We start from the raw sequence: 15,509 nt of genomic DNA on the forward strand, positions 1-15,509 counted from the left end.
ATATCATACTGCACTGCATTAAAGCAATAAAGATTTTTAATTAATCATCAAATAGTGGTGTGGAGAAATATCTTTCTGCCGTATCTGGTAACACGGTCACTACTGTCTTGCCGGGGCCAAGCTTTTTAGCAAGTTTCATGGCTGCTGCCACATTGGTTCCGCTGGATATTCCGCACATAAATCCCTCAAGCCTTGCCAGGTCCTTGGATGTATTGATGGCTTCATCATCAGTCACAACACAGATGTGGTCAATAATAGACTGATTTAAGATATCGGGAATAATGCCGTCTCCGATGCCCATCTGCATGTGGGTTCCAATGTTGCCACCTGCAAGGATCGCAGCGTTTTCAGGCTCGGCAGCCCAGATCTCGATATCCGGGTATTTGTCTTTTAACACTTCACCGATACCTGTGAGGGTTCCACCGGTGCCGATTCCTGAGCAGAAGCCGTGGATAGGTCTATCTGCCTGCTCAAGGATCTCAAGAGCTGTACCGTTCTTGTGTGCAAGGGTATTGTTGGGATTTTCAAACTGCTGAGGTACAAAGACCTTTGGATTCTCATCGCGCATCTTAAGAGCAGTCTTAAGGCACTCGTCTATGCATTTGCCTATATCTCCGTCGTCATGGATAAGAACAACCTCAGCGCCGTAATGCTTAATGAGCTTTCTTCTCTCCTCGCTGACAGAGTCGGGCATGATGATTATGGTCTTATAGCCTCTAACCGTTCCAACCAGCGCAAGGCCGATTCCCTGATTGCCACTGGTAGGCTCAATAATTATCGTATCCTTATGTATAAGGCCCTGTTTCTCAGCCTCTAATATCATGTTAAGAGCAGTTCTGGTCTTGATGGATCCGCCGATATTGGTTCCCTCAAACTTAACCAGTATCTCGGCGCTGTCCTCTCCTGCCATTCTTCCAAGCTTAACCAGCGGAGTATTCCCGACTGCATCAAGTACGTTCTCATAAACCATTTGAGCGCTTCTCCTTCCAACAAATACCTATAAAAAAGCTGACGCCATAGATTCTTTAACCAAAATCAATAGTTTGTAATAAATCCATTATTTTTACAAAACACATTAAGAACAGAAATTTACACTTTTATAAGTCTACTGTCTTACCGTGTAAAAATCAATGTATAAAATGATTCTATTGAGTTATTAAATAACCAGTTGATAATTGCTACCTATAAAAAATAAGTTTATCAATGCTGTAATTTACGAACATTTCAAAATAGAGAATATATTGGGTATATGTCCTTGTAATATGATAATGCCATTTATATATAGCATTTATAAACACTTCAATCAGCGTACAGTACAGCATATATTAACGTGTAATTAGTTGATATAATATTTCTAAGAAAGATAGCAAGAGGTATATGTATGAGAGAACGTCTATTTCAAATAATTGAAATCGGTGAAGAAAATGATAAACTCAGTCGCGCGTATGACTTTTTTATGATGGCTACAATCATTATTAGCATCATACCTTTGTGGTCACATGAAGAAACTAGAGTATTCTTCATCATTGATAAAATAACAGTTATAGTTTTCATAGCGGATTACATTTTGCGATTGCTGACAGCCGACCTAAAGATTAAAAGAGGTGCAATTTCATTCCTACTCTATCCGTTTACAGTTATGGCATTAATTGATTTATTGTCTATATTACCTTCTGTTACTGTACTAAGAAGAGGTTTCCGCTTACTAAAGATTTTTAGATTGATGAGAACATTTAAAGTCTTTAGAATATTTAAAGCATTTAGATATTCAAAGAACATTACAATGATAGTGAACGTCTTTAAAAAGCAGAAAGACAGCCTTATTGTTGTATGCGGATTTGCCATCGCATATGTCTTGATTTCCGCATTAGTTATCTTCAATGCAGAACCAGAGACGTTTCCTACTATGTATGATGCCATATACTGGGCTACGATTTCATTAACGACAGTTGGATATGGTGACGTTTATGCCACAAGCTCTGTTGGCAAATTTATAACTATGATTTCTGCTGTACTCGGAATCGCTATAGTGGCATTACCAGCAGGAATAATAATTGCTGGATACCAGAATGAACTCGAAGAATTCAGAAAAAAGAATCCTTGAAACAACACACTATCAATAAACTTTTAATAGGTGAATGAATGGATAAAAATTTACTTTCAGAGTTTTCAGAATTGTGTAAAGAATGGGATTATAATAAAAATCCCGACTCACCTGAAAACTATGCTCCTCATTCCAACAAAAAAGCATGGTGGATTTGTCCCAAAGGTCACAGTTATCAATCTGTAATTGCAAACAGATCTTTTTCCGGAAATGGATGTCCTTACTGTGCTGGCAAAAAAATACTTAGTGGCTATAATGATTTAGCTACACATTTCCCCAAATTATTATACGAATGGAATTACAGCAAAAATATCATCAAGCCTTCCGAAGTTGCTTGTTATAGCAGTAAAAAAGTGTGGTGGGTCTGTTCAAATGGTCATGAATGGGAAACAAAAATAAGTGATCGCACCCGGCAAGGTCATGGTTGCCCCTATTGTGCTGGGCAAAAAACTATTATTGGTGAAACTGACCTATCTACAACACATCCATCATTTGCCAGCGAATGGAATTATGTAAAGAATGGCTCGTTAACCCCACATGATGTAAGCTATGGCAGCAATAAATGTGTTTGGTGGAAATGCGCCAACAATCATGAATGGAAAGCCACAATTAAACTTAGAACATACACTAATTCCAAATGCCCATATTGCAATAGCAATAATACTATAGTATCTAATACAGGGAAAAAGGACTTGGCCTCTGTCTATCCTGATTTGGTGCAATTTTGGCATCCCACCAAGAATACTCACGCTACTCCCGAAACAACGCCCTATGGATCAGGAAAGAGAATATGGTGGATTTGTAAGAACGGTCACGAGTATCAAATGGCAGTTTACAACATGACAAAAGGAAAAGGTTGCCCCATTTGTTCAAGAAGAAGACGAACATCTTTCCCTGAGCAAGCTTTTTACTACTATTTAAAACAGGTTTTTCCCGATGCAATCAACAGTTATAAAGGCGACTTTTCTAGGGGAATGGAACTCGATATTTACATACCATCCCAAAGAACAGGGATAGAATATGATGGAAAGATATATCACAGAAGTCACCAAAACTTACTCCGTGATGCAAAAAAGTACCAACTTTGCAAAGAGAAAGGAATACAATTAATTAGGATAATCGATATTGAAAATGATTCTCCAATTATCAGATACGACCATGCAATTAAGCTACTGAATCAGTCCGATATGGTATTGGAAAACACAATATGTGAGTTGCTTTATCACTTAGGAAAACTTAGCGAGGTAAATGTCAATATTACACGAGACAAATTCAAAATTCTAGAGTATTTAGGGGCATTAGACAAGTCTCTTGAATCAGAATTTCCTGAAATAGCATCTGAGTTTAGCAGAACCAAAAACGGTAATCTAAGAGCATCTTTTTTTCATCCCGGTTCAAACGAAAAAGTGTGGTGGACATGTTCCAAATGCGGGCATGAATGGAAAGCTGCAATTAGTGATCGAACCGGTGAGGATAAAAACGGGTGTCCAGTTTGCTCTAAGCAGATTTGTGGAGCCAAGCATCATGATTATGTATTAAAAAGCAAAGGTTCATTCGCTGATAATCATCCTGAATTATTGGAAAAATGGAATTATAAAAAGAACACTGTACTACCAACAGAAGTAGTGTCGGGAAGTTCTCAAAAAATATGGTGGACATGTGAAAAAGGACATGAATGGGCATCATCTATCGGCCATGTATCAGAGCGAGGCTGTAACTGTCCATTCTGCACAAACAAGAGAGTTCTTGCTGGATATAACGACTTAGCATCAACTAATCCAGATTTGGTTAGTGAATGGGACTTTAAAAAGAATGGCGATCTAACACCTACTAATGTTAGCGCTGGAAGCAGCAAAAAGGCCTGGTGGATATGCCGTACATGTGGAAATAGTTGGCAATCAGTCATCCACACCAGAAACAAAGGTGTAGGTTGCCCTAAATGCGCAGAAGAAAAGAAAGTCGAAAGAGTCAAGAATTATGCAAAACTAAATTCAAAGCCAATCGTCTGTATTGAAACAGGCGATGTTTTTAATTCTATTTCCGAGGCAGCTAGAGCATATAATCTCAACATCGGTTCATTAGCACAATGCGCCAAAGGTAAAGCAGAAAGATGTGGCGGATATCATTGGAAATATGTTAACCCATAGTAAATCCGGAGAGTATATACCTCTCCGGATTAAAATTATTCAGAGCATTGAAAATGCCATGCTTATCTTAATGAAAACTCACCATTATGGCTTGCACTTTTTACACGGAACATATCCCTGATTAACAACATCATCTCTATCACAAGTAAATTCAACATAGTTTTCTTGACTTATCTGTGAAGCACTATAGCAAGAAGACTTATGGAATTTCTTTGTATTTGCATTACCTACATATGTGACTTCTGACTGTACAGCAGCACTGTTTGTAGTAATCTGACTTGCATTTTTAGTAACAGTTTCAGCCGCACTACTAGCATCCAGAACTGGAGGTTTACATTTTGAACAAGCTCTGTAGCCTCTGTCGATAGCACTCTGAAGCGTAGTTTCTATTTTGCTCTTTTTCAAACTACTACATCCTAAAGAATGATAGCATTCACCAGTCTTAGTAATGTATACTACAGCATCTCCGCTCGCAGCATAAGTAACTTTTGCCGGAACGCATATATTTACAAGAATTGCAAATGAAGCAATTATGGCTATAAGTCTTCTATTCATATTTTTCATGACTACACCTCTTTCATTTTAATAAAAAAGCACTGCCCTGCCAGCAATGCCCATAAACAATTTTGCAACTGGCTAACTTTGATAAAGTCCCTATAGTTTTGTGTCGCCGAATCACTTCGGTTTTACCCTGTACAAATATTCAAATAACTGCTTATCATTTTAGTTACATAAATTATACCTAACCCACCGTCTAAAGCAATAAACAGCATATAAATAATTTATAAATCCCCCTCACTGCAAATCATTTAGCATTATGGGGCAGCGTAAGAACTGCCCCATAATACATTTTGCCATCAACTATCAAAAGTCTTAGTAGTAATCTCTGTTGCTTCTTGTGCACTTAAATCATCAATATTGGATATTGCAGTTAATGTGTAGTCATCTTTTTGAAATGCTATAGAAAAATATTGTATTCCTAAATTCAATTCCTTTACCTGAGTTCCTAGATCAACGGCTATACTTTGTAAATCAGCATTTTCAAATGTATCCGAAACCAGTGTAAGATTACACTCCATTTGACCTTCCATACCAGCAACATCGACCATATACATATCACTGTTTTTATACTCATCTGGAATTATTGAATCTACTTGCTTTTTAATAGGCTCAATCACAGATTCATCAGCCATTGTAATCTGAACAGTTAATGTTCCATCATCATTCACCGTATATATTGTTGATCCCGCATCATCACCGATTGCATAAGTACCATCAGTTTCTTTCGTCATAGCAATATCTTTCTGAATAAATCCCGTTCCACCAGTATATACTCCTTTATCAGCCACATCGTCGTAAACGATAACATGGAAATTTGAATCGCTATGTTTCATCACATAATTTGTATACCAATCTGAAAGTGCTTCTTCAGTACAGTCAGTTTTATTTGCATGACAAAGTGTCATAGTGCCAATTTTATTATTACCACTACCACTCATAAGATCGACAACGTCTGCATTATCGTATATATGCGCTTCTTTAGGCTCTTCTATCTGAGTATTGGTAGTTGTAGTTTGCGTATTTGTAGTATTATTATTGTTTACTGAGCCTAAAACAAATATCAATATCCAAAATGCTGCAGTGACAGCTATTTTAATTTTAATATCCCAAGTATTCTTTTTTCTCCATATCAGTACCATTACTGGTGCCGGGAAGAAGAATATCCAACCAAGAACCCACCATATCATGTTGTTTTTCTTAGGGGCAGCATCGCTTTCATTTGGATACCATGTGTAACCACAGTCTTTGCAATATCCAACTGTAATATGAACTATTCGCTTAGAATTCTTTCCTCGTATTTCTCCTTGGTTTTCTCTTTTGAATTCTATGTTTGTACTACCACATTTAGGACAACCTCTCTTGTTAAGCTGCTCTTGTTCTTTCAGCATATCCGCAGAAATAGTAGCACCACAGTATTCACAGGTCTTACTTGTACCAATCTCAGCTCCACAACTTGGACACTTCATAGCATATATCCTCCTAAAATTATGATTACTTTTATTATATCCCATAAAGAATAATATAGCGTATAGATTGCATAAACAGTAGTTTGAAGTGTTGTGTTGAAATATGAAAATATGCTTTTATACTTGAAGACAAAGAAAGAGCCTGAAAACCATTTGTTTTCAGGCTCTTCATATTTAGCAGGGGAAGCAGGATTCGAACCCGCATGAACGGTTTTGGAGACCGTGATACTAGCCATTGTATGATTCCCCTATTCCGTATCAGCGCATGAGCGCGTCAACGAAAATTAGTATAGCATGCCATGTCATGTTTGTAAATAAGAAAAATGCATTAAATAATTAGCAGATTTACGCACATAAAACCCAATATTCCACTCGAATTTAGATTGTACACAAGATGTTTACATGTCCCGGAGGCCTTTACCCCCTCTTTTGCCACAAATTCTGCTCAAAATTTAGATTGTGCGCAAGTCTTTTACATGTCCCGGAGGCCTTTGCCCCCTCTCCTGCCACAAAATCTGTCTAAAATTTAGATTGTACGCAAGCCATTTACATGTCCCAGAGGCCTTTACCCCCTCTCCTGCCACAAAATTTGCCTAAAACCAAGCTTCTGTGCAAGACATTTGCATGTCCCGGAGGCTTATTCCCCTCTTCTGCCACAAATTCTGCTTGGAGTCTAGAGATCACTGCATCACAGCCTTGTTCCCCTATCAAAGACTCTTAACACTGTCTGTCTTGAAGATGAACTTAACGCTGCTGTTCTCCTCTTCGCTTGATCCGCCGAAGCTATTGTAATTGCTGCCGGCTTCCTGGATTGCGCTCATTCTGTCAGCGAAATCTGAAAGGTCACCGTCGAATGCTTCGTAAAGTCTCTTGATTCCTTCTTCATCAAGCTTGATCACGCCATCGAGAAGCTGCTGCATACCGTCCTCAAGTGTAACAACACCGTCATCGAGCTGCTTAGCGCCGTCATTAAGCTCTTTTGCACCGTCATTGAGGTCGCCTGCGCCTTTTAAAAGCTCCTTGGCTCCACTGTCAAGCTGACCTGCGCCATCCTTGAGTTCTGCAGTTCCATCGCTAAGCTTGTTTGCTCCTTCAGCAAGCTTGTTTGCACCATCGTTAAGTTCACCGTTCTTTGAAACAAGAGTACCTGTTCCTGCTGCAAGCTTATCAGCACCTGCGCCGATCTCCTTAAGTCCTCCATCGAGCTGAGCAACTCCGCCGTATACCTGGTTAGCACCATCTGCAAGAGCTTTAGTTCCATCCATAAGTTCTACGGCCTTTGAGTCAATTGTTGTCATGATGCCTGCAAGTTCCTCAGGATTAAGACCGATATTTCCAAGACTTGCAAGTGTCTCATCAATTGCCTTAATTGCAGCATCTGTAGCACCTACAAGCTGCTCATACTGTGAAACTGCTCCAACGCCAGCCTTAAGGGTAACAACACCATCTCTGTACTGCCTAGCTGCATCATAGTATAACTGCATTCCATCTGCTGCTGCCTTAGCCTTAGCTCCGTACTCCTCAGCCGCTGCCTGTGCTGTCTTAGCAGCCTGTACTGCCTGCTGAAGCTGTCCCTGGAGCTCAGCGATAAGTGCTTCGTACTCAGCTGCGCTCTTTTCACCGTCTGACTCCGAAGCAAGAGATGTTGTAACTACTGTATCATCACCTACAGGTTCTACATTTGTAAGATCAAGAGTTGTTGTTGCAGGTGTGTCAGCCTTAGGTGCCTCTTCCTCAACAATGGTAACAGGCTCTGTTACAACCGGCTCTGTTACCTCAGGCTCTTTGTCATCCTCAGTAATTGTCTCTGTCTCAACTTCCTGTACAAGTTCATCGAAGTTATCCGGTGTATCTACACTGCCTGTTTCAGTAGTCTCAGTAGTATTTGTAGTATCTGTGCTTGCCCCTGTCTGAGCAGCATTTCCACCCTGGCTAGCCTGTCCTGCCTGAGCTGCCTGTGCTGCCTGTGCTGCTGCAGCTGCAGCTTCTTTCGGAGTAGGAAGATATGGTGTATCCTCAGCAGCTGCTGCCAGAGTATCCTGTGCGCCTTTTACAAGCTTTATAGCATCTGCTTTAGATACCTCATGGCCTGCCATCAGAGCCATCATCTCAGCAACGTCTGAGTCCCAGTCCGTTCCAGTTGCAAGGAAGTTCTGTGTCTTAACAAGCTTAGCTCTCTTTGCTGTAAGAGCTGTAACATTAGCATTCATTGCCTGTGTAAGTCCGTTGATCTTGGTCTTATAAGCAGGAAGAAGCTGTCCAATACCGCCTACCTTTTCATTCATCTTTGTAGCGCCTTCTGCAAGCTGCCCTGCACCGGCCTTAAGTGCCTCTGATCCCTGTTTTGCTGTATTAACACCCTTTGAAAGAGCTACAGCACCGTCATTAACCTGTGAAACACCGTTTGTATAAGCAGAGATACCATCTCTGAGTGTAGCTGTTCCGCTGGCAAGTGTACCTGCTCCGTCGCGAAGTGTAACTGTTCCGCTATAGAGCTTACCTGTGCCGTCAGAAAGAGTTCCTGCTCCGTCGTAGAGCTTGCCTGTTCCATCATAGAGCTGTGTTGTTCCATCATAGAGCTTGCCTGTTCCATCCTTAAGCTCTACTGCGCCGTCCATAAGAGCCTGTGCGCCGTCAACCAGCTTGTTTCCACCGTCATTAAGGTCTCCCATATCGCTCTTTAAATCAGCGATCTTATCAGAACCTGTAATATCAGTGAGGCCGAAATCCGAGAGAATATCTGAGCTTGCCATAGTGATGGTCATACCAAGCTCGAAATCTGATGTATCTGCTGTGATTTCAAAAGAGTTTGAGAGCTTCTCTTTTATCTCATCGGCATCATCAAGCTTGTCCCACTTATCATCAGAGATATCAAGGCTCTCCTTAAGTCCGGGAAGTGCGACACCCATAACAACGTAGTTACCGCCTTCTGATATAACCTTACCGTTTGAGATCTCCACATTTGTAAACTTATCGGCATCCAGCATCATACCGGATACCATGGCAAAGGGTGTGTAAACCTCAATGTCTTTTCCGTCAACATTTACCGTCTGTCTGGCGTTGTTCTCATACTCGAAACGGATTGTTACTCTTCCGCTCTTTCCTGCAAGTTCCTCGGGAGAAATCTCTTTTCCGTTAAGGGTATATGTGATCTTCATGTTTACAGGAAGCTCTTTGTCAGTAGTTCCCTGATAGAAAATGTCTGACCCTTCTGCATCCCAGGTAAGGGTTCCATCTCCGTTATCCTTGTAGGTCTCATCGCCCTTGACGTTGACGATGTCCTTAAGCTGTGTTGTGTCTGCGATCTCAGATGAAGCTGTGGCGTTTTTGAGCCACTCGCTTACGATCACGTCATTTACTGCGCCGTTGGCATCGGCTGTAACATAAACTGTCTCAACCTTGCTGGCATCCGACTCAGTACCTGTAACATGGGAATTCTTTACCATGCTCTCTTCAAGGGCCGCTTCCTCTGCAGTCTCTGATACTGCTTCCTGAATCTGTGTATCTGTCTCAGCGTGGCCACAGGCAACTGTCATAACTGCCAGCATTGTAGCCATTACTAATGATAATGATTTGATTAAATTCTTTCTGATCATTGTTTTCTCCTCCTATTTCACTTTTATGCTACTTTATGTCTATGGAGCATATCTGCGATGTGATGATGCTCCTTCTCTTCTACATTAAGTCCAAAGGTTGTCTTCATGATGAGTCCGTCGAATAACATGTACATAGCCGGCAGAACCAGAAGTACGGTAAACATACTGATAATGGCGCCTCTTGCCATAAGCATACACAGAGATCCGATCATATCGATACTGGAGATAAGTCCAACACCGAAGGTTGCTGCAAAGAAGCTCAGTGCACTTACTATGACTGACTTCATGCTGGTTGAAAGAGCTATCAGAGTAGCTTCCTTCTTATCATGGCCCGAGTTTCTCTCATTTAAGTACCTTGTTGTCATCAGGATTGCATAATCAACGGTTGCACCCAGCTGGATGGTTCCGATAACAACTGATGAGATGAAAGGTATCGTGGTATTTGTGTAATATGGAAGACCCATGTTTACAAAAATCGCGAACTCAATGACAGCAACCAGGATAAAGGGTAGTGATGCCGACTTCAGTACAAAGGCTATTATCAGGAATACCAGCCCTATGGAAACTGCATTTACAACCTGAAAGTCGTGGTCGGTTATGCTTATCAGGTCCTTGGTGCAAGGGGCCTCGCCCACAACCATGGCCTTCGGGTCATAGCTCTTTACAATATTGTTTACTTCCGTGATCTGAGCATTGATCTCATCGGAAGCAATCTTGTAATCAGTTGTTAAAAGAATCATCTTCCACTCGTCACTCTGAAGATCATCCAGAAGATCTTCAGGAATGAACTCTCTTGGGAAAGCAGGTCCCACAACAGAATCTTCACCGAGAACGGAAAGAATTCCGTCTGTATTTTCAAGCTCGGATATCATCTCATTCATGGATGCTGTATCCAGGTTCTTATCAACAAGAAGCATATATGCGGAGTTCATATCAAAGTTCTCATCGACCTTGTTTGCTCCCTGAACACTCTCAAGGCTGTCAGGAAGTGTCTGAGTCAGGTCGTAGTAAACCTTTGTATGGTTGTTTCCGTAAAGTGCCGGGAAGATCAGTGCCAGGAAGATTGCAAAGAATGCAAGATAATGCTTTGCAATAAACTTGGGCAGCTTTTCAAACTCAGGCATCAAAGGTTTATGTCTTGTCTTCTCAATAAGGCCGTCAAATATAAGGATCATACTAGGCAGGATTGTTACGCATCCGATTACACCAAAGACAACGCCCTTAGCCATTACAACGCCCAGGTCAATTCCCAGTGTGAAGCTCATAAAGCACAGAGCAACGAAACCTGCGACTGTTGTTATTGAACTGCCGATAACTGACTGGAAGGTGGCTGAAATTGCTGCTGCCATGGCTTCTTTCTTGTCAGATGTCTTTTCCAGTTCTTCCTGATAGCTGTGCCAGAGGAAGATTGAATAATCAAGGGTAACTCCCAGCTGAAGTACTGCACTAAGTGACTGGGTGATAAAAGAAATCTCTCCCTTAAATATATTCGTTCCCATGTTGTAGACGATTGCCATTCCTATACTAAGAAGGAAGAACAGCGGAATCAGGTAGGAATCCATTGTCAGTGAAAGAACTATGACTGCCAGAAGAACTGCGATGCCCACATAAATAGGTGTTTCCTTCATGGCCAGGTTCTTGGTATCTGTAACGATGGCGCTCATTCCGCTCATGAAGCACTGCTTGTCGGAAATCCTTCTGATCTCCTCAATGGCATCCATGGTGCAGTCCTCAGATGTTCCGGAATCAAATATTACAAACATCATCGTTGCTGTGTCTGAGTTGAAGGCTTCATAGACCTTACTTGGAAGCATCTCCATTGGTACGCTCAGATCCATGAAGGAATCGTACCAGAGTACATTGGCTACATGGTCCACATTCTCTATTTTAGTTTTCAGAGCTGCAACATCTTTCTCCTCCATGCCCTCAGCTACAAATAAGACAAAAGAGCCTGTTCCGAACTGGTCAAGAAGAATATCCTGGCCCTTCATGGTCTCGATATCCTCAGGCAGATATGTCAGGATATCGTAATTGACTCTTGTGTTAAAGTAACCGATTGCTGATGGAATCAGAAGTGCTACAGCTGCGATCAGGATTACATATCTCAGCTTTACTATCAGCTTTGAAAGTTTATTCATAACACTCACTCCTCTTTTGAAATAAATTATTGACTAATGGTCACTTTCTGTATTATGGTATATCACATAAATGACCACTGGTCAATATTTTTTTGACCGTTAGTCATAATTTTATTTCATTTTAATAATTTACATTTGAAATAAATGGAAACGAGCGCTTTGACGCTATGCTATAATATGTTTAAAAGGGAAGTGAACAAATGGGAAAAGCAGATCTAAACAAGAAACTGAAGATGGAAAACCTTCTAAATGCCTCCTTTGAGCTCTTTACATCTCAGGGCATCAACAAGACTTCTATCTCCGACATAGTGAATAAGGCAGAGGTTGCCAAGGGAACCTTCTATCTTTATTTTAAAGACAAATATGATATAAGGAACAGGCTCATCGCCCACAAGTCCTCGCAGCTCTTTATGCAGGCCTACAATGCTCTGCAGGAATCGGGCATAACAGACTTTGAAGAGCGTATCATCTTTATAATGGACCATGTCCTTGATGAACTTGCTGCCAACAAGGGACTTTTATCCTTCATCTACAAGGATTTGTCCTGGGCAGTTTTTAAAAGAGCTCTCACCACCCCTATGAGTGATGAAGACGTGGACTTTACCAAGGTTTACGAGAATATGATCGCAGAGTCGGGACTAAGCCTTAAGGACCCTGAGGTAATGCTCTTTATGATAATTGAGCTGGTTGGTTCAACCGGCTACAGCTCCATAATGTACAGTGATCCCGTAAGCCTCGAAGAACTTAAGCCCCACCTTGCAGAAACCGTTAGGGGCATAATAAGAGCCCACACAGATAAGCCCAAAAAAGAATAAAGCAAAATAAAAAAAGCCCTACAGACTGCCTTGAGTCTGTAGGGTTTTATTATATGCCTGTTATTAAATTACTGAAGAACGAATCCACCGTTAGGTGAGATAACCTGTCCTGTTACGTAAGGTGCTGTAAGGAGATATCCAAGAGCACCTGCGATATCTGAAACATCACCGATGAATCCTTCAGGAATAGTTGCTGCAAGAGCATTGAGCTCATCCTGGTTAACGCCGCGGAGCATATCTGTCATGATCATTCCGGGAGCGATAGCATTTACTCTAACGCCTCTTCCTGCGAACTCAAGAGCAAGAGCTCTTGTAAGACCGATGATACCTGACTTGGATGCGCAGTAGTCTGCCTGATTGATAACACCTGTAAGTCCTCCGACTGAAGATGTGTTAACGATGCAGCACTGGTTGTCCTTGCTTGAGTGGTTGATCATGTGAGGAAGAACAAGGTGTGTCATGTGAAGGAAGCTCATAAGGTTTGTATTGATAACGTTCTCATACTGCTCTCTCTTGATGTCGATCCAGTTACAGTTGTTTGTGATACCTGCGTTGTTTACAAGAACGTCGATATTCTCACCGAACTTATCTACTGCAGCCTTTACAAGTGCTTCGCAATCCTCATACTTACTAACGTCAGCTCTAACTACCAAAGTCTCTACTCCATACTGCTCAGAAATCTTAGCTGCAAGATTGTCTGAAAGAGCCTTTGAAGACTCACTTCTGTAGTTGATAACTACGTTGTACCCAAGCTCTCCAAGCTTAAGTGCCATTCCTTCTCCAATTCCCCTGGAGCCGCCTGTGATAATTGCTGTTTTTGCCATTTTTTACATACCCTCCTGAAAAATTTTGTAATCCCCGTGCCCGTTTACGGACACTAGTATATGATAACATATTGATATTTTTTTGTCAATTAAACGAACACAAAAAGCCATGCAGTTTTGCATGGCTTATACATCATCTTGTGGATAAGAATATATTTTCTCTTATAGCTTCCTGATCATCAGGATACTTGGCAAGATAGGTTTCCATCATGCTCTGCGCCACATCAAAATCACCGCTGTACTCATAGGCAGTGATCTCATTGAGCATAAGCGCCTGATTGAGATTCTTGTCATCAAGGGCTAGTCCGGCTTCAAAGGAAGAAACAGCAGACGAATAATCCCCCTGTCTGATCTGGCACATACCCAGCTGATTGTAAACAAGAGCGCTGTCAGGCTCTTCGCTTAAGTAGTTCCTGTAAACACTGATGGCATAGTTATAGTCGCCCTGTTTTTCTCCGGTCTGACCAAGAAGAATGACAACAGGCTCTTTTTCCTGGTTCCTCTCATTGTTGGCAGCCTCCAAATAGCTCTGAGCCTCTGCATTGTTACCCAGGTAGTAGGAAATCTGTCCCTTTTCAAAATTGGACATAAACTCCCTGCCGTTGTCGATGGCAGTCTGAAGAATAGCTGTAGCCTCATCGGTATAGCCATACTCATCAAGTGCCTTATAAATCATTATGATCATTGAATAATCTCGGGAATTAAGTGCTATAGCCTTGGTAAAATCCGAGTATCCGGCATCGTGGTTGCCTGAAGCCAGTTCTGCTGTGCCCCTTAGGTAATAGGCGTTGCTGTCATTACTTCTAAGGGACAAAATGGCGTCATACACCTCTTTTGCCTTGTTATAGTCCTTGGTGTTTAAATAGGCTTCTGCCAGGTAATAGTTGGTGTCAAAGTCCATATCATCAACTATTCCCTCATCTGCAGCAAGAGAAGCAAGAAGATTCTCAATAGCTTTGTCGTACTCTCCCCTGTTAAGGTATGCAATGCCTCTTCCCCTGTAAATAAGGCATTTATCCTCCTCACCCTTCTCAGCCGCATCAAAGCTCTCCAGAGCGCTCTGATACTCATGGCTCTCGATATAGCTAAATCCCGAATCAATATTGTGTCTGCCGTTTAGGCTTCCGCATCCGGTTAAAAGTACCGCTGCAAGCGCCGTGCAGGCAATAATATGATATCTCAAATTGATTCCCCCATGTATATCGCAGGTTATTACTTAAGGTACGCTACAACCTCAACTTCGCAAAGAACGTTTCTTGGAAGCTGTTTAACTGCTACGCAGCTTCTTGCAGGCTTTCCTGTAAAGTATCTCTCGTAAACAGCGTTGAATGCTGCAAAATCGCTCATCTCAGCAAGGAAGCAGGTTGTCTTTACAACGTGCTCATAGTCTGTGCCTGCTGCGTGAAGGATCTCACCGATATTTCTGCAGACTCTGTCAGCCTGATCAGCAATAGTTGTTGTATCGATTTCTCCGTCCTCGGGATTGATCGGAATCTGTCCTGATGCATAGAGAAAATCTCCTGCCTTGATGGCCTGTGAATAAGGGCCGATTGCCTGTGGTGCCTTGTCTGTTGAAATGTATTCCATGATTTCTCCTCCTTTTTAGGCCTTGGATTCATCCTCACTGCTAAAAACAGCTGTAACATAGAACCCTCTGGCGTTTTCTTCTACCTTTGTCACTACGCCTTTTCTCTCAAGCATCCTCTCGCGGAACGGGAAATTGCCGCTCATTGCAAGGGATGGGTCGATGGTATAGTAATAGTTACTTGGAAGCACTCCCTCCGTTACCGTTACGTGGTCTCCCTCTTTAAGCAGTCCCGGTCGCTCCATTTTAAAAACCATCTCTCTAGCCATTTTA

The 15,509-nt window shown here is 41.6% G+C and carries 12 protein-coding genes, 1 tRNA gene and 1 riboswitch; of the genes, 3 read left to right on the forward strand and 10 right to left on the reverse strand.

Going from position 1 to position 15,509, the window contains the following annotated elements; translation table 11 throughout:
• Positions 1 to 40: 40 nt before the first annotated feature.
• Entirely contained in the window at positions 41 to 970 is a 930-nt protein-coding gene (gene cysK / locus G589_RS0103545) for a cysteine synthase A (RefSeq protein ID WP_026521131.1), read from the reverse strand.
• A gap of 411 nt (positions 971 to 1,381) precedes the next feature.
• Here cysK and G589_RS0103550 point away from each other — a divergent pair, with 411 nt between their 5' ends.
• Entirely contained in the window at positions 1,382 to 2,104 is a 723-nt protein-coding gene (locus G589_RS0103550) for an ion transporter (protein ID WP_026521132.1), read from the forward strand.
• A gap of 38 nt (positions 2,105 to 2,142) precedes the next feature.
• A complete protein-coding gene (locus G589_RS0103555) occupies positions 2,143 to 4,251 on the forward strand; it encodes a zinc-ribbon domain-containing protein (RefSeq protein WP_026521133.1) in 2,109 nt (702 codons plus the stop codon).
• 84 nt (positions 4,252 to 4,335) lie between these two features.
• Here the strand turns inward: G589_RS0103555 and G589_RS21835 are convergent, their stop codons facing one another.
• The 5 genes from G589_RS21835 to G589_RS18785 form a co-directional block, all read right to left on the reverse strand.
• The gene (locus tag G589_RS21835) at positions 4,336 to 4,815 is read right to left on the reverse strand and encodes an Ada metal-binding domain-containing protein (protein WP_051192160.1); all 480 of its coding nucleotides are present in this window, start codon (positions 4,813 to 4,815) and stop codon (positions 4,336 to 4,338) included.
• A 60-nt stretch (positions 4,816 to 4,875) separates the two neighbouring features.
• Positions 4,876 to 4,952: riboswitch (cyclic di-GMP riboswitch) on the reverse strand.
• Between the two features lie 156 nt (positions 4,953 to 5,108).
• On the reverse strand, positions 5,109 to 6,278 hold the full coding sequence (locus G589_RS0103565; protein WP_026521134.1) for a hypothetical protein: 1,170 nt from the start codon (positions 6,276 to 6,278) through the stop codon (positions 5,109 to 5,111).
• Between the two features lie 178 nt (positions 6,279 to 6,456).
• A tRNA-Trp gene (locus tag G589_RS0103570) sits at positions 6,457 to 6,528 on the reverse strand.
• Between the two features lie 457 nt (positions 6,529 to 6,985).
• The gene (locus G589_RS0103575) at positions 6,986 to 9,874 is read right to left on the reverse strand and encodes a hypothetical protein (RefSeq protein WP_026521135.1); all 2,889 of its coding nucleotides are present in this window, start codon (positions 9,872 to 9,874) and stop codon (positions 6,986 to 6,988) included.
• 23 nt (positions 9,875 to 9,897) lie between these two features.
• Complete coding sequence (locus G589_RS18785; RefSeq protein ID WP_035775265.1) at positions 9,898 to 12,012, reverse strand: efflux RND transporter permease subunit; 2,115 nt, start codon at positions 12,010 to 12,012, stop codon at positions 9,898 to 9,900.
• Positions 12,013 to 12,212: 200 nt separating this feature from the next.
• Between G589_RS18785 and G589_RS0103585 the strand changes: the two genes are divergently transcribed.
• The gene (locus tag G589_RS0103585) at positions 12,213 to 12,827 is read left to right on the forward strand and encodes a TetR/AcrR family transcriptional regulator (RefSeq protein WP_026521136.1); all 615 of its coding nucleotides are present in this window, start codon (positions 12,213 to 12,215) and stop codon (positions 12,825 to 12,827) included.
• A 68-nt stretch (positions 12,828 to 12,895) separates the two neighbouring features.
• Here the strand turns inward: G589_RS0103585 and G589_RS0103590 are convergent, their stop codons facing one another.
• From G589_RS0103590 to G589_RS0103605, 4 genes are all read right to left on the reverse strand, one after another.
• Entirely contained in the window at positions 12,896 to 13,651 is a 756-nt protein-coding gene (locus tag G589_RS0103590; RefSeq protein ID WP_026521137.1) for an SDR family NAD(P)-dependent oxidoreductase, read from the reverse strand.
• Between the two features lie 133 nt (positions 13,652 to 13,784).
• The gene (locus G589_RS0103595) at positions 13,785 to 14,834 is read right to left on the reverse strand and encodes a tetratricopeptide repeat protein (RefSeq protein ID WP_022769719.1); all 1,050 of its coding nucleotides are present in this window, start codon (positions 14,832 to 14,834) and stop codon (positions 13,785 to 13,787) included.
• 29 nt (positions 14,835 to 14,863) lie between these two features.
• Positions 14,864 to 15,238, reverse strand: a complete 375-nt coding sequence (locus G589_RS0103600) for a RidA family protein (protein ID WP_022769720.1) — start codon at positions 15,236 to 15,238, stop codon at positions 14,864 to 14,866.
• Positions 15,239 to 15,253: 15 nt separating this feature from the next.
• Positions 15,254 to 15,505, reverse strand: a complete 252-nt coding sequence (locus tag G589_RS0103605) for a hypothetical protein (protein WP_026521138.1) — start codon at positions 15,503 to 15,505, stop codon at positions 15,254 to 15,256.
• Between the last annotated feature and the right edge of the window lie 4 nt (positions 15,506 to 15,509).

The organism is Butyrivibrio sp. VCB2001 (assembly GCF_000423965.1).
Classification (GTDB): domain Bacteria; phylum Bacillota; class Clostridia; order Lachnospirales; family Lachnospiraceae; genus Butyrivibrio.

Bases quoted from the DNA above. Each gene is read 5' to 3' on its own strand.
- G589_RS0103590 (WP_026521137.1), bottom strand. From the start codon at position 13,651: ATGGCAAAAACAGCAATTATCACAGGCGGCTCCAGGGGAATTGGAGAA.
- G589_RS0103585 (WP_026521136.1), top strand. From the start codon at position 12,213: ATGGGAAAAGCAGATCTAAACAAGAAACTGAAGATGGAAAACCTTCTA.
- G589_RS0103555 (WP_026521133.1), top strand. From the start codon at position 2,143: ATGGATAAAAATTTACTTTCAGAGTTTTCAGAATTGTGTAAAGAATGG.
- G589_RS0103575 (WP_026521135.1), bottom strand. From the start codon at position 9,874: ATGATCAGAAAGAATTTAATCAAATCATTATCATTAGTAATGGCTACA.
- G589_RS0103605 (WP_026521138.1), bottom strand. From the start codon at position 15,505: ATGGCTAGAGAGATGGTTTTTAAAATGGAGCGACCGGGACTGCTTAAA.
- G589_RS0103565 (WP_026521134.1), bottom strand. From the start codon at position 6,278: ATGAAGTGTCCAAGTTGTGGAGCTGAGATTGGTACAAGTAAGACCTGT.
- G589_RS18785 (WP_035775265.1), bottom strand. From the start codon at position 12,012: ATGAATAAACTTTCAAAGCTGATAGTAAAGCTGAGATATGTAATCCTG.
- G589_RS0103550 (WP_026521132.1), top strand. From the start codon at position 1,382: ATGAGAGAACGTCTATTTCAAATAATTGAAATCGGTGAAGAAAATGAT.
- G589_RS21835 (WP_051192160.1), bottom strand. From the start codon at position 4,815: ATGAAAAATATGAATAGAAGACTTATAGCCATAATTGCTTCATTTGCA.
- G589_RS0103600 (WP_022769720.1), bottom strand. From the start codon at position 15,238: ATGGAATACATTTCAACAGACAAGGCACCACAGGCAATCGGCCCTTAT.
- cysK (WP_026521131.1), bottom strand. From the start codon at position 970: ATGGTTTATGAGAACGTACTTGATGCAGTCGGGAATACTCCGCTGGTT.